The organism is Sphingobium lignivorans, assembly GCF_014203955.1.
Taxonomy (GTDB): domain Bacteria; phylum Pseudomonadota; class Alphaproteobacteria; order Sphingomonadales; family Sphingomonadaceae; genus Sphingobium; species Sphingobium lignivorans.
The window spans coordinates 779,552-802,383 of the sequence record NZ_JACHKA010000001.1 but is presented as its reverse complement, the minus strand read 5'-3'; the positions used below and the strand labels follow the sequence as shown (position 1 = coordinate 802,383).

Sequence of the window (22,832 nt, the reverse complement as noted above, 5' to 3'; positions counted from 1 at the left end):
GCTTCAAGCCCGGATCGAAAGGTTCCGTCCGGCTCGCCTTTGGCCGCGCGCTCAGTCGGCGGCGTCGCTTCGGGGGCCGGGCGCGCGCCCGGTCAGATAGACGATGATCACCATCAGGATTTCGCGGCGAATGGCATCGCTCTTCAGGCCTGCGGGATCATGAACCACCAGACGGTCGAAAATGGATCTCGTCATGGCCGCGAGCACCGTGAGCGCCAGCGGAAGATCCAGCCCGGGCCGGAATTCATCGCTATACGTAGAAAGGAACGCGGCTAGGACGCCGAGATTGTCCTTCGTCGATGTGCGTTCCCATTCCAGGATGCCGATCTGCGGCGCGCCGTCGATCAGCACGGCATGGTGCTGCGGATTGGTCGCGTGCAGCTCGAGGAAGTCGTCGATCAGGATTTCGAGCGCCTGGACGAGCGGCAGCCCCGCCGCACGACCGATCGCCTGCTGGAGCGTGCGCAGATTGTCCCCGGCATTCTTCTGCAGCAGCGCCGCGACCAGCGATTCCTTGCTCGGGAAATATTGGTAGAGCGAACCGATGCTGACGCCGGCTCGCTCGGCGACATGATTGGTCGTCATACCGTCATAGCCGCGCTTCGCCAAAATGTGAGCAGTCGCTTCCAGAATGGCGTCGACCGTCGCCTGGGCCCGGCCCTGGCGGGGATTTTTCCGGGGATGAAGCTCCTGGGGAATCGACACGCCGGTAATGTCCAAAGCGAGTAAGGGAACGCCTGTTTCGCGGATATTTTGCGACACGCCAAGAGCAAGTCGCACAATCAGACACACGCGGTTCGGAAGAGCGCCGTGATGCCCTTGCCTGGCGGATCATCCACAATCCCGAGGTCACCCCATGCGTTTTTTCCTCTTCGCCGCGCCGCTATACCTGTTCCTTCCCTCGGCCTCGATCGCCCAGGCGACATCCGGCGATGAAATCCACGGCACCGTCTATCTGGGGCCGATCGTCGCGCCCGATTATGTCGGTTCCGACGAATATCGCGTCACACCCTTCGGCGGATTCTCCGTCCACTATGGAAAGATGTTCGTGCGCAGCGAGGGCTCCGGCCTTGTCGCCAACCTCTCGCCCATCGATCATGTCCTGCTGGGGCCCGCGATCAATTTCCGTATCGGACGCAGGCCGGCGGACATCAAGAGCGCGGCCGTCGGCACACTCGGGCGGATCGACGACGCCTGGGAAGCTGGCGGCATGGTGGGACTTGGTTTCTCCGGCGTCGCCTCCGAACACGACTCGCTGGAAATCACCAGCAAGTTGCTGTTCGACGTCAGCGACGTTCACAAGGGCTACACGATCCAGCCCGGCATCGCCTATCGGTTGCCCGTTTCAAGGAAGGCCACGCTCGGCCTGATGCTGAGCGCGACGCTCGGCGACGATGCCTATGTGCAGCGCTATTTCGGCATCGACGCTGCCGACGCGGCTGCTTCCGGGCTGGCGGCCTATCGTCCCAAGGGTGGCCTCGTCGATACCGGAGCCGTTCTCACCGGCACCTATTCCCTTAGCGGCCGCTGGAGCCTGCTGGGAATCGCGGGATACAGCAAGCTGTTCGAAGGCGCGAAAAACAGTCCGATCGTATCCGATGTGGGCAGCAGCGACCAGTTCGTCGGAAGCCTCAGCCTCGCCTATTCCTTCTGATCCCCTTGCATCCCGAACCCGAAGGTGCGGGCCGAAGGGAGATGTCCCGATCCGAGTCATGACAGATGGCAATCCGGATCGGGACCCAAGCGCCCTGCCGGGATCGGGTACATCCGGGAAGGCGACGGGGATCGGAAACCGGCCCGGCGATCTCAGCGCTCCACGATGAGCAGGCGCTCCACCCCGGCCGGTTTCGCACCTATCTTGAGCAATTGCGCTGCCACATCGCCCTCGAGCCAGTCGGGCACGGCCGAGCGCTCCTCTGCATCGACCGCGCTCGCTGGCCGTGAAGCCTTGGTCCGACGCCCATCGCCAAGCTGGAGCGCGCCCGCCACGTCGACGAGAAAACTGCTCTCGAAGCCGGGAACGCCTTTCAGGAAGGGGAGGAATTCCCGCATCAGGTTTCGCAGATGAGCCTCGGCACGGCTCAGGCCCTCCACATCGCGCCCGCCCTGCCCTTCGATCCGGGGTCCACGCAGGAAAGCGATCTTCCGCTCCGGCTGCAGCACTCCATAGAGTTCGATCGTGTCTGGCTGATCGTCGGCGAGGCGCCCTTCCCGCTTCGCTTCGGCCACCAGCGCGGGCCACTGAGGCCGCCCCGCCAGGGCCCGATCGAAATCGATGCCGCCGATCCTGGCGTTCAGCTGCACGGCAGCCGGCTGATCGACCGTGGCGATGGCGACCCCCGCCCGCGACGCCAGTTCGCCATCACCGGTCGCGTCGATCACGATTCCAGCGAGGACCGCGAACCGGCCGGACTTGTTCTCCACCATCACGCCCCGCGTTTCGCCGTCGCGCATGATCGGGTCCGATACCCAGGTCGAGAGCAGGAAGCTGACGCCTGCTTCCCGGGCAATATCCAGCAAGGCATATTTCATCGCCTCGGGGTCATGGACGCGGCCCTCTCCCATCCGGTCCGGCCCCGCTTCGCCGGCCTGTTCGAGCCGCGCGGCCACTTCCGCCGCGATCCCTTCCGGATGTTGGCCGAGATCGATGTCGAAGGACAGCGGGCCATTGCCGCCCAGCACCACATGGCGCTCGACCAGCAGCGTCCGCGCGCCGCCCCGTGCCGCCGTGACGGCCGCCGCGACGCCCGCCGGGCCGCCCCCGCATACCACCACGTCCACCGATCGGTAGACGGGCGTCCGGCGGGCGGGAAGAGCGATGTCCTGGCTGGCGGCGATGGCCCTCAGCCCCGTTGCCTCGATGTTCATGTCGCTCAATCCTGCACCATGTTGTGAAGCTTGGCCTTGGTGATGTCGATCGCGCCATCGGCCAGATTCTGGCCCTGCGCGATAAGCAGCGCCTGCAGTTCCTCGATGTCGACCTTGCGCAGGGAAACGCCATGGCGGCAGGCAAGGGCAGCGGCCGTTCCCGCCGCTTGCCCGAAGGCCATGCAGTCCGGGATCTGGCGACAGCGCGAATGCGCTTCATAGCTCATCGATACCGTCTTCCCAGCCACCAGAAGATTTTCCAGCGTCTGCGGCAGCAGGCAGCCATAAGGCACGCCGAACACGGATGTGACCATCGTCGACTTGGCGAGTTTCTCGCGGAATGCGGCAGTCGTCTCGCTCCCGTCGGTCGGGTGCCGGACGAAACCGGGGGTATCCGGCAAGCGGTGATAGCGCTTGAAGATATCATCGGGGTGAAAGATGCCGCCCAATATATCCTCGCGGGTCAGCGTGTAGTCGCCCAGGATGCGCCGCGAGTCCCGCACGCCGATCATGGGCGCGGCCTTGATCAGAAAGGCTTGCTCGAAACCCGGCACGGTGCGCAGGAAAGGGATGAACGCCCGCACGCCCTCGCGCGCGCGGATTTCGGCATCGGTGAGGTCATCGGCATCATAGGGATCGCGGCGCAGGACGCGCACCCCGTAGATATAGCCCATCTGCCCCTCGCGCGTGGAAGGCGCGATGCCGAAATTGGAGAAATTGTCGAGATAGAGATCGTCGCTGAGCAGCCCCGCGTCCTTGGCGGCCTTGACCAGCTCGGTGCGGCCCTTGCGGTCCTGGCTGCGCGTATAATCCACGCCGCCGATCTGGAAGAGCATCACCATCGGCTGCGGGGGATTATAGTCCTGCATCGGCGCGCCAGCCCGGGCGGCGATGTCCGCGTCGCCAGTGGCGTCGATCACGATATCGGCCAGGATTGCCTGGCGGCCGCCCTTGTTCTCGATGATGACGCCCTTCACGGCCCCATCCTCGATGATGGCGTCGGTGACCCAGGTGCGGGTGAGCACCTCGACGCCGGCTCCCTCCACGATCTCGGCCAGAACGAATTTGAGGATCTCGGGATCGAAGGGAACGGCGAAATGCCCGTCCTCCAGATCGGGATCGGCACCGCCCACCGCCCGCAGGCGCTCGATGACTTCCTTCATGATTCCACCGGTGAAGAACGCCTGATGATATTCGGTCACGAAGGATCGGGGGCCGGTTCCGCCCAGCGTCGTATCCCGTTCGATCATCAGGACCCGCGCGCCGTTGCGCGCCGCGGCTACCGCTGCCGCGACGCCGCCTGCGCCGCCGCCGCAGACAAGAACCTCCGTCTCGCGCCACACCGGAATCGTTCGGCCGGGCTCATCGATCCATTCGATATCGCCACTCTCAGCCATGGACAGTGCCCCTCTTTTTCTCTTGCTCGCCTGTCAAATATATAACCATAATATCTTTTGCAAGCCGTTGCCCGATCAATGATATAACGATATTACTTTTAAACAGGATAGAGGAGTCGTCGTGACGCAGGAGACATTCATTGAACCAGCCCGGACCATTCCGGTCGCCAGGCGCACGCAGGTGCTGGTGGTGGGCGCCGGGGCGGGCGGCTACCCCGCCGCGATCCGGGCGGCGCGGCACGGCGCCGAGGTTCTCCTCATCGAGCGCAACGCCGTGGTGGGCGGAACCGGCCCCATGTCCTTCGTGACCGAGTTCCTCAGCTGCGAGAATATCGGCGGCATCCTGCGCGAAGTGCAGCAGCGGCTCGCTGCCCATGGCGCCGCGCCTGAGACGTTCCTGCCGGAATATTTCAACCTCGCTTATGACCCGGAAATGTTGAAGCTGGTCGTGCTGGACATGCTGGTCGAGTCCGGTGTCGAGCTGCTGCTCAACACCTCGGTCGTGGATGTGGTCCGGGAAGGCGATGCCCTCAAGGGCGTCATCATCGAGAACAAGTCGGGCCGCCAGGCCATTTTCGCGGACGTGGTGATCGACGCGAGCGGCGATGCCGATGTCGCGGCGCGCGCCGGCCTGCCGATGCATCCGCGCGAGGCGCCCCAGCCGATGATGATGCTGTGCCGCATGGGCGGCGTCGACTGGCGGCGCATGGAAGCGCATGCCCGCGACAATCCAGACGATTTCTCCAAGCTCTGGGGCACGCCCGCCAATCGCCTCGACGGCGCGCAATATGTGCATCTCACGGGCTGGAAGTCGCTCGTTGCCCAGGGCAAGGCGGAAGGCAGCCTGCCCGGGACATTTGGCCATCACATCTCGATCTTCGGCGCCACGCCTGCCAATCTGGAGCGCGGCATCGGTTATCTCTACGCCGTGCAGGTGCTCGATCGCGATCCGACCGATGCCGCCGACCTCACCGGTGCCGAGATCGAAGGGCGGCGGCGTGCACGCGACTTCCTTCCCTTCGTGAAGCGCATTCCCGGCATGGAAGACGCCTATCTCATCGATATGGCGCCGCAGATCGGGGTGCGGGACAGCCGCCGCATCGTCGGCGATTACACGCTGACGCGCGACGACATCTTCGACGGCGCGGTCTTCGACGACGAGATTGCGCTCAAGGTCTATCGCGGGCCCAATCTCAAGGGCTGGGTTCGCCACAAGCCGGACGGGAGCGAAGGCGGCAAGGGTCATGACCTGACCGAAATGCCGATTTCGATCGTGGTGCTCGGCCTGCCCTATCGCTGCATGCTGCCCGTCGGCATGGAGAACCTTATCGTCACCGGCAAGACTGTCTCATTCGATAACGAAGCGCACCAGAGGGTGCGTCTGATGCCGGAATGCATGGCCATGGGCGAAGCGGCGGGCACCGCGGCCGCCCTCGCCGTGCGCGATGGCGTGACGCCGCGCCAGGTGGACATCGCGGCAGTGCGTGCGATGCTAGTGGAGGGCGGGACCAATCTCGACCGCAGCAAGGTGCGCGTGGCGCAGGTTCGGGAGACGCTGGCCAGTCGCGGTCTCAATGTGCTGGTGAGCTGATCGGCGAGCCACCCGGGCAGCCCCTCCCCCTGGGGATGCCCGGGTGCCGCCGCAGGGCGGGCCGCTCAGTCCTCGCGGCGATAGCCACCCAGCCCGGGCTTGAAGGATTTCTCGTCGAGGAACTGGGTCATGCCCTTGCGCCGGCCGCGCTCGGTATCCTGCGAGGCGGCCGTTGCGGCCAGCGCACCCAGCATGGCCTCGGACGTGTCCCAGTCCAGGCGCTCAACATATTTGAACGCTGATTTGGCATGGCGCAGGATGGTCGGGTTCTTGGAAAGCAGCTTGCGGGCAAGCGCCTCGACTTCGCCGCGCAACTCGGCCAGCGGGACGGAGCGATTGACCAGCCCCATCTTCGCCGCTTCCTTCCCATCGAAGGGATCGCCGGTCATGATATAATGGAGCGCATCGCGGTGGTTCATGACCTGCGCGACGGCGCGAGTGACATTGCCGGCCGGGATGATGCCCCAGTTGATCTCGGAAAGCCCGAACGTCGCCTCGTCGGCGGCAATGGCAAGATCGCAGGCGACGAGCGGTGTGAAGGCACCGCCGAAGCACCAGCCATTGACCATGGCGATGGTCGGCTTGGGATAATGCATCAGGCGCCGCCACATCCAGTCCGTCGCTGCGCGGCGATAGCGCGCCTGCACGATCGCCGACTCGCCCTCGGTTTCCCGGAAATATTCCTTGAGATCCATGCCGGCGGAAAAGGCTTCGCCCTCGCCCGTCAGCACGACGACGCCCACGTCGTCGCGGATTTCCAGCTCGTCGAGCGCAACCCACATCTCGCGGTTGACGGTGGGGCTCATCGCATTGCGCTTCTCGGGCCGGTTGAGCGCAACCCAGGCAATTCCGTCATCAAGCGTGACCTTCACGGTCTCGAATGTCAGTTCATCCGACATCGGCATCCTCATTCTCTTTGTGTTCGACAGTTTCGATCATGCGCCCCAGCAGGCCGATGAGCGCGGTGCGTTCCGCATCGCTCAGGCCGGCCATCATCTCGTCCTCCAGACGCCGCGCCTGCTTGCTCACTTCGGCGAGCCGAGCGCGCCCCAGCGGCGTCATGGTGATCAGCGAGATGCGCCGATTGACCGGACTGGCTTCGCTGACGACGAGTTGCTTGGCCTTCAGCTGGGCGACCTGCTGCGTCGTGGCCTGCGGCGTCACATTCTGCGCGCGGGCGAGGTCGGCGGCCGAGCAGGGCTCAAGCTGGCGCAGGAAGGAGAGCAGCGTGAAATCGCTCGCGGACAGGCCATGCTCGCGGACAACGTCATCCAGTCCGAGCTTGGCGACGGTGTAACTCCGCTTGAGCAGATAGAGCAGCCGATAGCGCGCGCGGCCATTCCCCCCCGTGATCGCCCGTTTCTCGGCAGCAATGGCCATGAAGAGTCCGCCCAATTGACAAGTGAATTTATATCAAGTTGCTTGATATGAAAACCGGCTGATGTCAAGCTGCGGAAAAGAGGAGAGCGTGCCGATGCGACTGATCGCCACCGAGGAAGCCGTCACCTTTCAGCCCGTGGTGGACGCGCTCCGCGCCCATTCGCGGACGGACGATGCCAGCCTCGACATGATTTTGGTGCGGGATGTCTATGGCGACGAGCCTGCCCGCCCCGCCATGATCGGTCGGCTCAGCGACGTGACCGGCGAGCGGCTTGCCGAGATGGACAGCAATGGGATCGACATGCATCTCCTGTCCCTCACAGCGCCCGGCGTGCAGATGTTCGACGCGGAGACGGGCACCCGGCTCGCGCGGATCGCCAATGACCTCATGGCCCAGACGGTCGCGGCCAATCCGGCGCGCTTCGCGGGGCTCGGCACCTTCGCGCCACAGGATCCCGCCAGCGCGGCCCGCGAGATCGAGCGCGTCGCTACGCAGCTTCGGCTCAACGGGCTGGTGATCAACAGCCACACCAATGATCTTTATTATGACGACCCCTTCTTCCATCCGATCTTCGAAGCGATCGAGGCGAGCGGTCTCGCGCTGTACATCCATCCCCGCGCGCCCTCAAAGCAGATCGACCGGGCGTTTCGCGACTATGGCATGAACTCGGCGATCTGGGGCTATGGCATCGAGACCAGCACCAATGCGGTGCGCATGATCCTCTCCGGCCTGTTCGACCGTTTCCCCCGGCTGAAGATCGTGCTCGGGCATATGGGGGAGGCCATTCCCTTCTGGCTCTGGCGCCTCGACTATATGCACGGCAATGCAACGACGTTCGGCGGAGCGCCGAAGCTCAAGCTCAGGCCGTCGGAATATTTCCGCCGCAACTTCGCGATCACCACCAGCGGCGTGGAGAGCCACGCGGCGCTGCGTTATTCGATCGAGGTGCTCGGGCCTGAAAATGTGATGTGGGCCATCGACTATCCCTATCAGCCGATGGCGCCGGCCGTGCAGTTCATCAGGACGGCGCCGATCCCGGAGGATGTGAAGGCGATGGTCGCGGGCGGCAATGCCGCGCGCATCTTCCGCATCGCCTGAGGCCCTGCGGGCATCGCGCCCTTGCGACGCCCGTCAGACCGCCTCGGCTCAGCCCCAGACTTCCTCGGCCACCTTCACCACCAGCGCCAGCTTCTGCTTCTCGTCCTCGATGCCCATCGTGTTGCCGCCGATGCCGCTCGAGAAGCCGCATTGCGGCGAAAGCGCGAGCTGATCGATGCTCACGAACTTCGAAGCTTCCTCGATGCGGCGCTTGAGTTCGTCAGCACTTTCCATCTGGCCGCGCTTGGTCGTCACCAGGCCCAGCACGACGGTCTTGCCCTTCGGCACGAAGCGCAGCGGCTCGAAACCGCCCGCGCGGTCCGAATCATATTCGAGGAAATAGCCGTCGATATTCAGCTCATTGAACATCACGTCCGCGATTGGTTCATAGCCGCCTTCCGCAACCCAGCGCCCCGCGAAATTGCCGCGACACACATGCATGCAGACCGCCATGTCATCCGGGCGAGCGGCAATCGCCGCATTGATGAGCCGGGCATAGACATGGGGCAGTTCGTCCGGATCCTCGCCGATGCTGGTCTGCACCTGCGCGCGCAGGCTGGGATCGCACAGATAGGCAAAGTTCGTCTCGTCGATCTGCAGATAGCGGCAGCCTGCATCGATCAGGTCCCCGATCTCCTCGGCATAGACGGCCGCGAGATCGGCATAGAATTCCTCCATCGTCGGATAGGCTTCCGTGTCGATCGCTTCGCGCCCTCCACGAAAATGCATGATCGAGGGCGAAGGAATGGTGATCTTGGGCGTCTCCTTCGTCACCGACTTCAGATATTTGAAATCCTCCACGAAGATCGGCTTCGGCCGCGCGAGCTTGCCGGCGACGCGCACGGTGTGCGGCTTGCTCTCCACCGTGCCCTGCTCATTGTGGAACGTCGTCTTGTACTTGGACTGCCACGGCTCGACATTCTCGAAGCGCAGCAGGAAGTCGGTATGCCAGCTGCCGCGATTATATTCGCCATCGGTGATGGACTTGAGCCCCAGCCCTTCCTGCAGCGCGACCACCTCGCGAATGGCTTTCTGCTGGATGGTGGTCAGCTCGTCCGCGTCGATCTCCCCGTTCGCATGGCGATTGCGCGCCTCGATGAGATAATCGGGGCGGATCAGACTGCCGACATGGTCGGCACGGAACGGCGCTGGCTTCATCGAAAATCTCTCCCGCTGGCGTGGCATTTTTGTGGATCAAGGAAACAATCGGCACGACCCGATTCCCCGGGCCCTCTCTCTTGTTTCCTTGAACCAGATATCAATTTCGTTATCAATGACAACCATAACAGCAACAATGGACCGGGAGAGACCATGACCACGCCGACCGCCCACGCGCTCCGATCCGCTGGCAGCGACGAGATCGAGGCCTCCGCTGGCGAGATCTTCCTGCGACGCCTCGCGGCCAACGGCATCGATTATCTTTTCGCCAATGGCGGCACCGATTTCGCACCCATCATCGAGGGCTATGCCCATGCGCAGACCGCCGATTTCAAGGTGCCCACCCCGGTCATCGTGCCGCATGAGACGGCCGCGCTCGGCATGGCGCATGGCTATTACCTCGCGACCGGACGCCCGCAAGCGGTGATGGTCCACACCAATGTCGGGCTGGCCAATTGCGTGATGGGCGTGCTCAACGCGGCATCCGACCAGGTGCCGATGATCCTCGCCAGCGGCATCACCCCGCATACGGAACACGGCCCCCTCGGCCACCGCAACTCGCCGATCAACTGGGGCCAGAACATGCGCGACCAGACCGCGATGGTGCGCGAGCCGGTGAAGTGGGACGCCACCCTCTCCCGCCCCGAGCAGATCGCCCCGCTGGTCGATCGCGCCGTGGCCATCGCCACCTCCAGCCCGCGCGGCCCGGTGTATCTGGGCCTGCCGCGCGAGGCGCTGTGCGAGGTGACGACCTATCGAGACAGCAAGCCACGCAATGCCCCCGCCCGCGCCGCGCCGCACCCGGAAGATCTGGCGCAGGCCGCGCGGCTGCTCGATGCCGCGGAGCGCCCGCTGATCATCGCCTTTCGTACTGGCGCACGCGGCGGCGGGTTCGACGCACTCACAGCCTTTGCCGAGCGCCACGCGATCCCCGTGGTCGAGTTCTGGCCCTCGCAGCTCTCCATCGACGGCGCCTCGCCCATGCATGGCGGGTTCGACCCGGGCGAGGACCTGGCGGCGGCGGACGTGGTGCTGGTTCTCGATGCCATTGTGCCCTGGCTGCCGCACCGCCACGGCTTTGCCGAGCAGGCGACGGTGATCCAGGCCGGGGCAGACCCGCACCAGTTGGAAGTGCCCCTGCGCGGCTTCGCCACCGATCTGGCGCTGACCGGCGAGTCTGCTCACATCATCGCCGCGCTGGACAATGCGATGCAGGCCATGACGCCCGCGCGCGACCATACCGCCCGCTTCGCCCGGCTGGCCGAGCGCCACGCCGCGCGGCGCGCGCAGCTGGACAGCGCCGTGCGCGCCGGGCCGCCCATGTCCGCCGCCTTCGTCACCCGCACCATCGTGGAGCTGATCGGCGCGGAGGGCTGCATCGTCAGCGAGCTGGGCGCCAAGCCGGAATTCGTGACCGGCCTGCGCGGCAACCAGTTCTTCCAGAACCCGATTTCCGGCGGGCTCGGCTGGGGGCTCCCCGCCGCGCTGGGCGTGCAACTGGCGGACCGTGACCGGCTCGTCATCGCGACGGTGGGCGATGGCAGCTACATGTTCGCCAATCCGGTTGCCTGCCACCAGATCGCCGAGGCGCACGGCCTGCCGCTGCTCACCATCGTCTATAATAACGGCATCTGGGGCGCGGTGCGCGGATCGACCCTGGGCATCTACCCCAAGGGCCACGCCGCGCGCGCCAATGTGATGCCGATCACCTCGCTCGAGCCGCTGCCCGACTTCTGCAAGATCGCGCAGGCCTCACGCGCCTGGACCGCACGCGTGGCCGAGCCGACCGCGCTGGCCGACACGCTGCGCGAGGCGGCGCGGGTGATCCGGGAGGAGAAGCGGCAGGTGTTGGTGGAGGTGAAGGTGGGGCGGTAGGGGGAGTAGATTTGTAAACCTATTTTGACTAAAACGCGCCGTCATTCGGTCATCGCCGAGCCAGCGCAAATCATAACCTTCATTTCTACGATTAACCCAAATAGGTAACGAACGAAATGGCCTGTCCCCGTGGCGCGGCCTCGCCAGACTCCCACACACAGCGACGGCTCTTTGCCGCCTCGGCCGGATATTGCCAGAATCCTGCCTGCGAACGTGAGCTATTCATCGATGCAGATGGCAGGTCCGTTCACATTGCAGAAATGGCCCATGTCTTCGCTGCAAGCGGGGCAGGCCCTAGGGGCACGGGCGGTCTGACAGAGGCTGAGCGAGGTTCGTTCGACAATCTTGTGATGCTTTGCGCGAACTGTCACACCATCGTTGACAAGGCTCCCGACGCTTACACTGACGAGACGATATTGGGCTGGAAGCGCGGCCATGCCGAGAAACTCAAGACGTTGTTTGGTGTCGTAGCCTTCGATTCGCGCGAAGCAGCTAGGGCGGCAATAGAACCAACCTTGTGCCAGAACCGGGTAGTGTTCGACCGATATGGCCCCCACATTGAAGCTGCTCAAAATCCTGAAAGCGGGGCGGCTGAGCGGTGGAAGCGGAAGATGCTCACCTGCATCTTACCGAACAACAAACGCATGCTTGCACTGCTGGACGCGAACCGAATACTGCTCCGTGGAAATGAGCGAGCGACGCTGGAACTGTTCCGTCAGCATATTGATGACCTTGAGGCATATCATATCGAGAACTTGAATAATGACGCCTCGCGCTTTCCAGACGCAATGGCCTCCATTTTGGGGAGTTGATCGATGGGAAATGTCACCGACTGGGTCGTAAGCAAGATCGATCCGGATGATGGCCTGACTGTTGTTGGCCGCACACCTTCAAACTTTCTTTTGATTAAACCTCATAATTTCGATCCAATCCACGTCGCTGTCATCGGTATCAAAGATGTGATTTTGCGTGAGCACGTACAGCCGCTCTTTTCGAATTCAGATAAACCACAGTTTGTCGTTAATGTGCCTTCGAAGACGCTCTGGAGCGGAGGTGCGATATCGGTAATTTTTGCAGCTCCAGCGGCCTTTGGAACGTTAGGAGACCTTAGCAAAGCCGCTCGTAGCGGCGACGTCACCGGCTATCGCAATAAAAACTGGGCTTTCTTCGAGCAGGCGATCAGCCAGCATTCTAACGTTCGCTCCGTCACCCGAATTTATGACGAGGTTTTCGAAGCTCATCGCCGAAAGGGAGGAGCTCTGAAAATCGCGCTTGTAGATGGCTATCACGTAAGTGCAGAAGATGTAAGAAGCGCACGTGATCGGTTTGGAACATTTGATCTTGCAGTCAAAAAGACCAGCTATGGTTCAGTCACAAGCGCCGCTGAAGAGGCCGCCGCTTCCATGGGCGCGGAAGTATTAACATTCAAAGGGTTGATGCAGAGACTTCGACACTGATGCGCGATTCCGTAGTTCGATCTATAATCAATTTGGCGAGAAGCCTCGGAACCCTTCCGGACGGAAGCGAGTGGTATCTTTTTGGTTCGGTTGATCGGGACGATCCCGCGGCTGCCGATATCGATTTACTGATACTATGCATAAGCGATCAACAGGCTGATACATTGCGCCATGAGGTGGATCCGGAGTATCTCCCGCTTCCACTGGATCTCTCTTTAATGACATTTGAAGAGGCCAAGGAAATCGACGCCGTCCGAGCACAAAATGCTCATCTAGTTTTCCCAGATGAATGCACGAAGCGTATTCTAGCGTAAGGTCGCTGAATGCGCTTTTGGCCTCATAGCACAATTTAAAAGCGCCCCGGTCCCAGCTTCAGTTTTCGCCAGCCCCCTCACCCCACCGGCCGGCTCACCACCTGCAGTTCCTGATACGCCCGTATCCCCAGCACGCCATGCTCGCGGCCGTAGCCGGACTCCTTCATGCCGCCGAAGGGCACGTCTGACTCATTGAGGCCGTGGCGGTTGATCCAGACCGTGCCGGCCATCAGTTGCCCGGCGACGGCGCGCGCGCGGGTTTCGTCCGTGCTCCAGACGGAGGCGCCGAGGCCGAAGCGGCTGTCATTGGCGCGCTGCACGGCTTCATCCTCGCTGGCGAAGCTGAGCACGGGCATGACCGGGCCGAACTGCTCCTCGCAGACCAGCGGCACGGTCTCGTCCAGCCCGGCGATGACGGTCGGCTCGATGAAATAGCCTTCTCCCGGCAGCACTTGCCCACCCGTCAGCACCTGCGCGCCGGGACGGGCAAGGGCATCGGCGAGATAGGCCTTCACCTTCTCATATTGCGGTCCGTTCTGGATCGGCCCCATGTCCATGCCGCCCGCGCTGCCGGGGCCCACCTTGAGCGCGCTCACCTTCTCGACCAGCTTGCCGAGAAAGGCATCGCGCACGGGCTCGGCCACATAGACGCGCTTGATGGCCATGCAGATCTGCCCGCAATTGTAGAAGCCGCTGCGCGCCACCCCGGCCGCCGCCAGATCGAGATCGGCATCCTCCAGCACCAGCGTCGCATCATTGCCGCCCAGCTCCAGCGTGATGCGCTTGAGCGTGGCGGCGGCGCTGGCCATCACCTTCTTGCCGGTGGCGACCGAGCCGGTGAAGCTGATCTTGTCGATCCCCTCATGCGCGGTCATCCAGGCGCCCAGATCATTGCCACCGGCCAGGATGTTGAGCACGCCGGGCGGGAGCAGGTCAGCCACCAGACGGCCGATCGCCAGCGTGGTGAGCGGCGTGTAGGGCGATGGCTTCAGGATCAGCGTGTTGCCGGTATAGAGCGCCTGCGCGACCTTGTGCATGGCGAGCGCAATCGGGAAGTTCCAGGGCGCGATCGCGCCGACGACGCCCAGGGGATGCCAGCGCAGCTCCACTTTCCCGCGCTCATCGTCACGCAGCACCTCGTCAGCCAGGTCGAGCGCGGAGAGCTGCTTCATGTGATGGCCCGAGACCGCCAGTTCCATGCGCGCCTGCGCGAGGGGCTTGCCATGCTCCCGCGTGAGCAGCGGCGCGAGATCGTCGGCCGCCGCGCTGATCCGGTCGGCCAGGGCTGCGATCAGCGCGCGCCTGTCCTCATAGGTCCGTGCGGCCCAGCCCGGGAAAGCGGCGCGCGCGGCCGCCACGGCGGCATCCAGATCCGCGCGGGACGCATCGGGGCACAGCGCGAACGCGCGGCCCGTGGCGGGATCGATCACCTCGAACCCTGCATTGCCCGTCACTGGCCGCCCGCCGATCAGATGCGCATCGGCACCATCCGCAAACTGCAAGCGGTTGAGCCCGTCCACCTCGCTCATATCCTTCTCCCTCAACAATGCGGGGAGCATGAATATTGTTGCCTGAATCCACAACCCTTATTCGTACGAGCGTGGAATTCAGGGCGTGGACGCCAGATATTGCCCGAGCAGATCATGCAGCCGCCGGGCGAAATCGCGATCCAGCGGCAGCGTCTCCTCGGCCGGGCGCCCTTCCCGATCGCCGCCGCTCACCATCTCCAGCCGCGGCATGGCGCCAAGGGCGCTCACATCCTCGACGACACCGCTCACGCGCTTGAGCTGCTGGTCGAGCGTGGTGAGGAACGCGGTGAAGGCATCCACCTGCGCGCGCGTGAACGGCGCCTGCAGAACCTCGTTCAAACGCAGCGCAAGCGCATAGGTTTGCTCGTGAATCATGCGGCCCGATTCGGTCAGCTGCAGCAGCACGGAGCGGCTGTCCGCGGGGTTGGCGAGCTTCTCGATCAGGCCCCGATCGACCAGCGAGGACACGACCCGGCTCGCATAGCTTTTCTCCAGATGCGCGTCGGCTGCCACCTGCTTGAAGGAGACCGAACCATAGCTCGCGGTGATGCCGATCACCCGGCATTCCGGCAGCGAGAGCCCCAGATGCTTGCGATAATAATCCTCTGAAATACCTTCAGAAAATCTGGCGACCATGTGCAGGCGAAAAGTCATCAGGCTGCGGAAGTTCGGACGCTTCACCGCAGCATCGGCCTTCTGGGTGGCCACAGGATAAGTCCCCCTCATGCGTGGACCGGCACTATAGGGCGAGGATGTTGGCGAGCACAACAATTCTCGCGGGACGCAATGGCATGGCTTGACCTTGTTTGTTGTCTATGACAACGAAATGGTTCGACACAAACACGCGCCCACGCAGGGCGCCAGCAGCCAGGAGAGAGAGGCCAATGCTGTCCGCAGAGCAGAATGACAAGCTGGCGCGCGTCGGGCCGGGGACGCCCATGGGAGAATTGCTGCGTCGCTACTGGCATCCGATCGGCGGCGAGAGCGAGTTCGAGACCCGGGCCACGCGCCCCGTCCGCCTGATGGGCGAGGACCTCGTCCTCTACAAGGATCTCTCCGGCAATTACGGGTTGATGGATCGCCACTGCCCCCATCGCCGCGCGGACATGGCGTGCGGCATGGTGGAGGCGGATGGCCTGCGCTGCAGCTATCATGGCTGGATGTTCGATGCGCAGGGCGCCTGCACCGAGCAGCCCTTCGAGGATACCGCCAATCCCAAGGGGCGTTACAAGGACAAGGTCCGCATCAAGGCCTATCCCGTCCGCGCGCTGGGCGGCCTGCTCTGGGCCTATATGGGCCCCCTCCCCGCGCCCGAGCTGCCGGACTGGGAGCCCTTCTCCTGGAAGAACGGCTTCCGCCAGATCGTCATTTCCGTGCTGCCGTGCAACTGGCTGCAGGGGCAGGAAAACTCGATGGACCCGATCCATTTCGAGTGGATGCACGCCAACTGGAGCAAGCGCCTGCGCGGCGAGACCGGCCCCTATGGCCCCAAGCATCTCAAGATCGACTTCCGCGAATATGACTATGGCTTCACTTACAACCGCATCCGCGAGGATACGGACGAGACCAATCCGCTGTGGACCATCGGGCGCGCCTGCCTGTGGCCCAATGCGATGTTCACCGGCGACCATTTCGAATATCGCGTGCCCATCGACGATGAGACGATGATGAGCGTCGGCTGGTTCTTCACCCGCGTGCCGCGCGATGCCGAGCCCTATGTGCAGGAGTCCATCCCCGTCTGGCATGGCCCGATCAAGGACGAGAAGGGCGAGTGGATCACCAGCCATGTGATGAACCAGGATTTCGTCGCCTGGATCGGCCAGGGCACCATCTCGGACCGGACGCAGGAAAATCTCGGCCTCAGCGACAAGGGCATCGGCATGATGCGCCGCCAGTTCCTGCGCGACATGGAGAAGATCAGCCGCGGCGAAGACCCCAAGGCGATCATTCGCGACCCCGCGATCAACAAGGCGATCCCCCTGCCGACCATCCACCGCGACGCCGTGATGGAAGGCATGACCGCCGAGGAAATCGAAGCCGGCGGCGCGCTGCACCTCAAGCGCTTCATCTTCCAATATGGCCAGCCCGACCATGTGCTGAAGATGCAGCAGGAAGCGATGCGCATCAGCCAGGACAATAAGGGCTATGTCGACGCCTGACGGCGGCGGGGGAGCCTACGACGGATCGGCCGACCTCTCTCGGCATCAGACTGGCCCGGCTGGAGTGATCTGGCCGGGCTTTTTGTTGAGAGAACCGGAAATAGACAAATCCCCGGATAAGTTTGGCTGATTCGCCTAAAAGCCGAATTTTCTACCCGCTAAGAAATTACGGATAACTGCGCCTCACTCGGACGTGGGCAGCCCCTCGCAGCGCCGACGCACTTGAAATTCCGCACCGGAGGAATGAACATGCCCGCATAATGAGGGGGAAGGATTAACTTATGGGGACAGCGCGCTTCACCAGCCGAAGCTTGAGAGCAGAAATACGGTCCACGGATGGACCAGATTATGGCATCGAGTTCGATCAGCCGCTCGACGACTACATCTCCGAAGCTGAACAAATAATCGCGGAACCCCATTCATTTCTCAGCAATTTCAATCGCTTCCAAGTGGGGCCTCGCCAAGCCGTTTCCTATAGCAATTATTCCACAGTCTTAGCACTGCGTATACTGGGAACCTATCTTAAACGACGTTACGCTCTCCAATCGGATACGCGCCATACAATCACGCGTGGCATCATTCAGGCATTGTCCGACTCCTCTGAAATGAACATCCTGCGACGGGATATTTCGTCCTTCTATGAGCATGTCCCAACCGAGGCAGTGCGAGACGAACTTCTCTATCGGGATGTTCTGCCACCCCGCGCACGGCGTATGCTCGAGGCTTTCTTTACAGCACATTGCCAAGATAGCGTCGGACTTCCACGCGGGCTCGGACTCAGCGCAATTCTCTCGGAATATGTTTTGAGGCCAGTGGACCAGTCAATCCGACTGATTCCGGGCGTGTACCGCTATCATCGCTTTGTCGACGACATAATCCTTTTCACGAGCGGGGACGCCCAGAATATCTCCTCGGAACTTGAGAAGCTGCTTCCATCACCACTCAAGCTGAATCGTTCCAAGTCAATAGATATTAGCCTTGAACGGCCAAGTGGCGATATTGATCGGCGCGAGTATTTTGAGTACCTCGGCTATAGGTATACGATCAATCTTCAGCATAGCCGGGAAAAGCCTCGTAAAATAAGCGTGACGATTGCCAAGTCGAAAATAGATCGGATCAAGACGAGGCTACTTCTTTCTGCGATGGCTTTTTCTAGAGGCGGACGATTCGATCATTTTCACGCACGTATTCGTTACCTGGCAGGTAACTATAAGTTCCAAAAGCGGAGACCACTCGCAGGTTCGGGACGGTCGATGGTTAGATCGGGCATATTCTACAATTACCGCTACTGTGGCGAGTACCAAGGTGCGGCGCGCTCGACTCATCCGATGTCGGAACTCAGGCAACTCGACTGGTTCCTTCAGAACACCGTTCTCGGCAGTCGAGCGGAAATTGGAAGAAAAGTTCTCGCAAAGCTCAATACACGGCAGTTGGCCGCCTTACGAAAAATGTCCTTCGCCCAGGGTCACTCGAAAATATTTGCGACTGGATTCAAAAGCACAGATGTGAAGCTTATCAAGCAGATTTGGAAGAATGTCTAACTTTCAGCCACGCAGCCTGCGCAATCGCGCGCTCATTGCCGACGTGCTTCCCTTCGAAGTACCTGTCATTTTCACCAACGACTTCTTTTTTGCGAGTACGCTGCCCCTGCGGGGCGATCCACAGACTGGCCAGGCTTTGGCGCTTTTGAGAAAAGCTCGGGGGTTCACAATACCCTATAACTATAACATTGTGAAGGATCGGGGTCGAACAACGCAGCTCAGCATTATTCATCCTGCGATACAACTCAAATGGTCGGCTTTCATCGACAATTATGCCGAGACAATCATCGCCTATTGCAATAAGACCGAAACTTCCCTGCGCCATCCTTTCGCGGTAGTCAGTCAGCATACCAATGCACCATTGGAACGTGAAGCGACCGCGCGCGATGGCTTGCCCCACGAATTACTTGAAGGCAACACGCCAGATTTCTCCCGGATGGCTTCCTATTTTCGTCTGCGACGGTTTAACATTCTCGCGAAGTTTATGGATTCGACGGAAATAGTTGATCTTGAGCGCCGGTATTCTCATATGCTGTCGCTGGATATTTCGAAGTGCTTTTACAACATTTATACTCATTCAATTTCTTGGGCCGTCAAAACCAAGGCGTTCGCGAAATCCCAGCTGAAGGCCTTCACTTTCGAGGGTGAGTTCGACCATCTGATGCAGTTAGCTAATTACAACGAAACTAATGGTATCGTTGTCGGCCCAGAGATCAGCCGAATCTTCGCTGAAATCATCTTTCAAGCAATTGACAAATCATTGCACGAGCGCCTTTCGGCCACTCGTTTAGGAGATGACGCGGTCGTCGTTCGCCGCTACGTCGACGATTATTTCATTTTTGGCAACAGCGACGCAGATATCGAACTAGTCGAGCGAACACTAGCTGAACTTCTGGCCGAGTATAAATTGTACCTCAATGTAGAGAAGCGATCTGTCGCACTGCGGCCATTTGTGAGCTCGATCAGCAGATTGAAACGTGAGATGGCAGAAATCGTGGACGCCGTTGGAAGGAGTGTTAGAACGGCGACTTGCGCACCTGAATTTAGTGAGCACCGGTCCGTTGTAACCGATATTCGACAAAAGCTGCGCGACTTGCGGCTAGCGGCGTCCCCCTCTGAGGTGGGGTTCCACAACATCAGCGGCTGGCTCATGTGGAAGCTGCGTCGTATCTGCAGCGAAGCCATAACTTACTTGAAGTCAGCTCGCGACGACGTGTCACGAGATTGCGCAGCACAGATAACCGCCGCGATAATGGAGATTGCGTTTTACGTGGCGGCGCTCGATTTCCGTGTCCGGACCGGTTTTAATCTCGCATTGCTGGTCACTTCTGTTCTGCCAGTTATCGATTCAATGAGGTCAGAGCAGTCGGAGTGGCTACACAACCTCATCTTCGAAGAACTGATTGAGCTACTCACGATCGTGATCGGAAATCGCCCTTTGGATTCGGTGGAGGTTTGCAACCTGCTGCTCACGGGTTCGCATGCCTTTAACGATCGCTTCGTTCGAAATCGCACTGCCGAGACTGCGATCATAGACTTGGCTGGCCGCACCGGCGACTATCGAGCCTATATCACCGCGAAATTTTGCATGCTCCGCGACAGTACTCATTTCGCCCTTGTGCTGGCAGAACTGAATAATCGCACTGAAAGATGGCTAGAAACTCGCACGGCCCAGCTCATGATAGAAACTGAAACATATCTCCTGTTCTGCGACATGCTCAGCTCGCCCGACCTCGATATTCACAGAAAGACGGCTTTACTGAACCTAGCGCTGCAACCCGATTCGGCTGCGGGCAGGATAGGCTTGGTCACCTCCCAAGCGACATTAGAAATCGCGAAACTTATCGGTTTTGTCGATTGGGCCGGAGTGCGCCTCCGTCACACCCTTGTCCGCCGGCAGTTGCGAAGCGGCAGAGAATACTGATACATAGTTTTTGCGAGAACATCTAACGCCAGAGACTAGGCCCCTCGGGGACTTTACGGCTCGGGTTGAGCAACTCAATTCGTTCCGGCGCTGAAGTCGCGATCTTTAGGACGCGATCAAGCACACACAGACTGGTATTGGTGTTCTCGCACCCTCTGCCATCCAAGACTTATGCCTCCCCCCTCAAACCTCCAAATTAAACACCTTCCGCGCATTATCCTCGAAGATCAGCTTCTTGTCGGCGTCGCTCAGGAAGTCGAATTTCTGGATGAAGGGCGCGATGTGGTCCATCTGCTTGCCGGTGGCGGGATCGATGGTGGAGCCCACGCCGGGACATTCGGAGCCGAACAGGCAGCGCTCGGGGCCGACGGTCTCGATGAGCAGGCGCAAGGCGCCTTCGGTGTAGAGCACGGTATCGAAATAGAGCTTGGCCATGCGCTCGGAGAAGAGGTGCTTGCTGCGGCGCGACTGGGATTCGAAGCGGCCGAGCTGATAGGGGATGGCGCCGCCGCCATGGCTCACCACCACCTTGAGCTGCGGAAAATCATCGAACACCGAAGAGGTGCAGAGGTTATAGGTGGCGATCGTCTCTTCATTGATGAAGTGCAGCGAATAAGGCGTCCGCTCGGATTGCGATCCGGTGGCGTGGATATGCGCGGGCAGGTCCAGCTCGCACAGCTTCTCATAGAGCGGATACCAGTAGCGGTCGCCCAGCGGCGGGGCTTCCTCGGCGCCATTCTCATAGGGGTCCGGATTGAGCAGGAAGCCCTTGAAGCCCATGGCGACGCAGCGGTCCATCTCCGCAAACACATTCTCGATGGGCTCGCCCGCCACCTGCGGCAGGCCAGCGACCGGTATGAACATCTCCGGGATCAGCGTGCACTGGCGGTGGATGAGGGTGTTCACCTCCTCGCAGAACCAGTGGACGACGCGCGCGGGCTTGGCCGAGTTCATCATCTGGAACGGGCGCGGCGAGATGAGCTGCATGTCCGTACCGTGATTGTGCAGCAGTTCGATGTGCCCGTCCGGCCAGGTCTCCTTGTGATGCGCGGCGGCAATGATCTGCTCGTCCGTCACCTTGACGCCCCCGCGCCCGTGCGAGCCGCGATGCGCGAGCAGGCTCGCCTTATAGGCCCAAAGCTCCACCGGAGCGCTGACGTGACCATGGCAGTCGATGATCATCGGGTGATCCCCTTATTTCTGACGTGTCTGAAGGCTGTGATATTTGAACTGCTTGCGCGCCTCATCGAGGCGCATGCCGGTGCGGCAGGCGGCGCGGATGCTTTCCTCGGCGGCGTGGATCTCCTCGGCGGCATCGAGCACCGCGTCTTCATGCGCCTGCGGGATGACGATGACGCCGTCCGGGTCGCCCCGTAAAATGTCGCCGGGGGCCACACGCGCGCCGCCGATGTTGACGGGGCAATTGGTGACTTCCACCTGCACCCGGTCCTTGCCGGTGCGCATCCAGTGGCCCTTGCTGAACACCGGATAGCCGAGCGCCCGGCACAGCGAGACATCGCGGCTGATGCCGTCGATCACCGTGCCGGCAAGGCCGCGGCGATGCGCGATCTCGGTCAGGATATCGCCCCAGATGGTGGCATCGTCCCGCCCGCCATTGTCGATCACCACGACATGGCCGGGGGGCACGTCATCGATATAATCGCCGACCGTGCCGGGCGGCGTCGAGGCCGGGCCGCAAAGCATGGTGTAGGCGCGCCCTGCCATGCGGAAGTCCGGGTCGCGCCCCGCGATCTTGTAGCACTGGCCGACAATGCCGAGCCGATCGAGCGCATCACTGAGCGTTGCAGTGTCGAGCGCGGCGGCGCGCGCGACGTTGGCGTCTTCACTCATCAATCATCGCCCTTGAGCATATATTCGTAATTCGCACCGAGCACGGCGCTGGCACTCTCACCGGTGGCCAGCCTGCGCGTCATCTCGCCTTCGCGGCGCACGATATCCTCGGCGGCATCGAGCACGCGGGCGATGTCAGCCGGCGCGATGAACACGGCCGCGCTGGAATCGCAGATGACGTAGAAGCCGGGCTCGACCGTGAAATCCCCCACCGTCACGGGTACATCGGTCGCATCCTCGTATACCCGGTTGCGCGCGGTGCGGGCGGTGTAGCCCCGGCAGAACACCGGGAAGCCGATCTCGCGCGCCTCGTCGACATCCCGCGCCAGTCCCTCGCAGATCACGCCAGCGACGCCCTTGTGCTGCGCCCCGCGCGACAGAATGCCGCCCCAGCAGCCCGCATCGATGCCCGTGCGCTGCTCGACCACGATCACATCGTCCGGCCCGCTCGCATCGATCGCCGCCGCGCCCAGATGCACCGGCGGGCGATCGGCAGGCGCGTTGCCAGCCTTGAGCTTCACCGTATGCACTCGCCCCGCGATCCGCCTGCCCGGCGAGGCCGAGCGCAGGCCGGTCACGCAACCGGCAAGCCCCAGCTTGTCCAGCGTGTCCGACACCGCGCAGGCATCCAGCTTGCGCAGGCGCGCGACATGGGGGTCTGGTGCAGTCATCATCCGTCCTTTGAAAAC

General features: G+C 61.9%; 20 protein-coding genes. 9 read left to right on the top strand and 11 right to left on the bottom strand.

Annotated features, from left to right (window positions below; translation table 11 throughout):
* Positions 1-51 precede the first annotated feature (51 nt).
* On the bottom strand, positions 52-705 hold the full coding sequence (locus HNP60_RS03725; RefSeq protein WP_184150386.1) for a TetR family transcriptional regulator: 654 nt from the start codon (positions 703-705) through the stop codon (positions 52-54).
* Positions 706-856: 151 nt separating this feature from the next.
* On the opposite strand from HNP60_RS03725, the gene HNP60_RS03720 reads away from it, so the two are divergent.
* Complete coding sequence (locus tag HNP60_RS03720) at positions 857-1,654, top strand: MipA/OmpV family protein (protein WP_184150383.1); 798 nt, start codon at positions 857-859, stop codon at positions 1,652-1,654.
* A 152-nt stretch (positions 1,655-1,806) separates the two neighbouring features.
* On the opposite strand, the gene HNP60_RS03715 is transcribed toward HNP60_RS03720, so the two are convergent.
* A complete protein-coding gene (locus HNP60_RS03715; protein ID WP_184150380.1) occupies positions 1,807-2,868 on the bottom strand; it encodes an FAD-dependent oxidoreductase in 1,062 nt (353 codons plus the stop codon).
* Positions 2,869-2,873: 5 nt separating this feature from the next.
* Positions 2,874-4,265 carry an FAD-dependent oxidoreductase gene (locus HNP60_RS03710; protein WP_184150377.1) on the bottom strand — a complete coding sequence of 464 codons (1,392 nt, stop codon included), beginning with the start codon at positions 4,263-4,265 and terminating at the stop codon, positions 2,874-2,876.
* Between the two features lie 121 nt (positions 4,266-4,386).
* Between HNP60_RS03710 and HNP60_RS03705 the strand changes: the two genes are divergently transcribed.
* On the top strand, positions 4,387-5,856 hold the full coding sequence (locus HNP60_RS03705) for an FAD-dependent oxidoreductase (protein ID WP_184150375.1): 1,470 nt from the start codon (positions 4,387-4,389) through the stop codon (positions 5,854-5,856).
* A gap of 65 nt (positions 5,857-5,921) precedes the next feature.
* On the opposite strand, the gene HNP60_RS03700 is transcribed toward HNP60_RS03705, so the two are convergent.
* Positions 5,922-6,755 carry a p-hydroxycinnamoyl CoA hydratase/lyase gene (locus HNP60_RS03700; RefSeq protein WP_184150372.1) on the bottom strand — a complete coding sequence of 278 codons (834 nt, stop codon included), beginning with the start codon at positions 6,753-6,755 and terminating at the stop codon, positions 5,922-5,924.
* Positions 6,745-7,236 (bottom strand): MarR family winged helix-turn-helix transcriptional regulator, encoded by a 492-nt coding sequence (locus HNP60_RS03695; protein ID WP_184150369.1) that lies wholly within the window; start codon positions 7,234-7,236, stop codon positions 6,745-6,747. The genes HNP60_RS03700 and HNP60_RS03695 overlap by 11 nt, the downstream gene beginning before the upstream one ends.
* Positions 7,237-7,330: 94 nt before the next feature.
* Here HNP60_RS03695 and ligW point away from each other — a divergent pair, with 94 nt between their 5' ends.
* The gene (gene ligW, locus HNP60_RS03690) at positions 7,331-8,335 is read left to right on the top strand and encodes a 5-carboxyvanillate decarboxylase (RefSeq protein WP_184150366.1); all 1,005 of its coding nucleotides are present in this window, start codon (positions 7,331-7,333) and stop codon (positions 8,333-8,335) included.
* A gap of 48 nt (positions 8,336-8,383) precedes the next feature.
* Here ligW and HNP60_RS03685 read toward each other — a convergent pair whose 3' ends face one another.
* Positions 8,384-9,493 carry a 5-methyltetrahydropteroyltriglutamate--homocysteine S-methyltransferase gene (locus HNP60_RS03685; RefSeq protein WP_184150363.1) on the bottom strand — a complete coding sequence of 370 codons (1,110 nt, stop codon included), beginning with the start codon at positions 9,491-9,493 and terminating at the stop codon, positions 8,384-8,386.
* A gap of 153 nt (positions 9,494-9,646) precedes the next feature.
* On the opposite strand from HNP60_RS03685, the gene HNP60_RS03680 reads away from it, so the two are divergent.
* From HNP60_RS03680 to HNP60_RS03670, 3 genes are all read left to right on the top strand, one after another.
* Positions 9,647-11,368: a thiamine pyrophosphate-requiring protein gene (locus HNP60_RS03680; RefSeq protein WP_184150360.1), complete on the top strand. Its 1,722-nt coding sequence runs from the start codon at positions 9,647-9,649 to the stop codon at positions 11,366-11,368.
* 260 nt (positions 11,369-11,628) lie between these two features.
* The gene (locus HNP60_RS03675) at positions 11,629-12,180 is read left to right on the top strand and encodes a hypothetical protein (RefSeq protein ID WP_184150357.1); all 552 of its coding nucleotides are present in this window, start codon (positions 11,629-11,631) and stop codon (positions 12,178-12,180) included.
* A 3-nt stretch (positions 12,181-12,183) separates the two neighbouring features.
* Entirely contained in the window at positions 12,184-12,825 is a 642-nt protein-coding gene (locus tag HNP60_RS03670) for a hypothetical protein (protein WP_184150354.1), read from the top strand.
* Between the two features lie 391 nt (positions 12,826-13,216).
* Here HNP60_RS03670 and HNP60_RS03665 read toward each other — a convergent pair whose 3' ends face one another.
* Positions 13,217-14,668, bottom strand: coding sequence for an aldehyde dehydrogenase family protein (locus tag HNP60_RS03665; protein ID WP_184150351.1), 1,452 nt, complete (start codon positions 14,666-14,668; stop codon positions 13,217-13,219).
* A 78-nt stretch (positions 14,669-14,746) separates the two neighbouring features.
* Entirely contained in the window at positions 14,747-15,394 is a 648-nt protein-coding gene (locus tag HNP60_RS03660; protein ID WP_014075104.1) for a MarR family winged helix-turn-helix transcriptional regulator, read from the bottom strand.
* Positions 15,395-15,552: 158 nt separating this feature from the next.
* On the opposite strand from HNP60_RS03660, the gene HNP60_RS03655 reads away from it, so the two are divergent.
* From HNP60_RS03655 to drt3b, 3 genes are all read left to right on the top strand, one after another.
* Complete coding sequence (locus tag HNP60_RS03655) at positions 15,553-16,827, top strand: aromatic ring-hydroxylating oxygenase subunit alpha (RefSeq protein ID WP_184150348.1); 1,275 nt, start codon at positions 15,553-15,555, stop codon at positions 16,825-16,827.
* Positions 16,828-17,108: 281 nt separating this feature from the next.
* On the top strand, positions 17,109-18,368 hold the full coding sequence (gene drt3a, locus HNP60_RS03650) for an antiviral reverse transcriptase Drt3a (RefSeq protein ID WP_184150345.1): 1,260 nt from the start codon (positions 17,109-17,111) through the stop codon (positions 18,366-18,368).
* Positions 18,361-20,292: an antiviral reverse transcriptase Drt3b gene (gene drt3b / locus HNP60_RS03645; protein ID WP_184150342.1), complete on the top strand. Its 1,932-nt coding sequence runs from the start codon at positions 18,361-18,363 to the stop codon at positions 20,290-20,292. Before drt3a ends, drt3b begins: the two co-directional genes overlap by 8 nt.
* A gap of 183 nt (positions 20,293-20,475) precedes the next feature.
* Here drt3b and HNP60_RS03640 read toward each other — a convergent pair whose 3' ends face one another.
* From HNP60_RS03640 to HNP60_RS03630, 3 genes are read right to left on the bottom strand one after another with little or no spacing between them, the layout of a single operon-like run.
* Entirely contained in the window at positions 20,476-21,474 is a 999-nt protein-coding gene (locus HNP60_RS03640) for an amidohydrolase family protein (protein ID WP_184050701.1), read from the bottom strand.
* A 12-nt stretch (positions 21,475-21,486) separates the two neighbouring features.
* The gene (locus HNP60_RS03635; protein ID WP_184150339.1) at positions 21,487-22,143 is read right to left on the bottom strand and encodes an RraA family protein; all 657 of its coding nucleotides are present in this window, start codon (positions 22,141-22,143) and stop codon (positions 21,487-21,489) included.
* A complete protein-coding gene (locus HNP60_RS03630; RefSeq protein WP_184150336.1) occupies positions 22,143-22,814 on the bottom strand; it encodes an RraA family protein in 672 nt (223 codons plus the stop codon). The genes HNP60_RS03635 and HNP60_RS03630 overlap by 1 nt, the downstream gene beginning before the upstream one ends.
* Between the last annotated feature and the right edge of the window lie 18 nt (positions 22,815-22,832).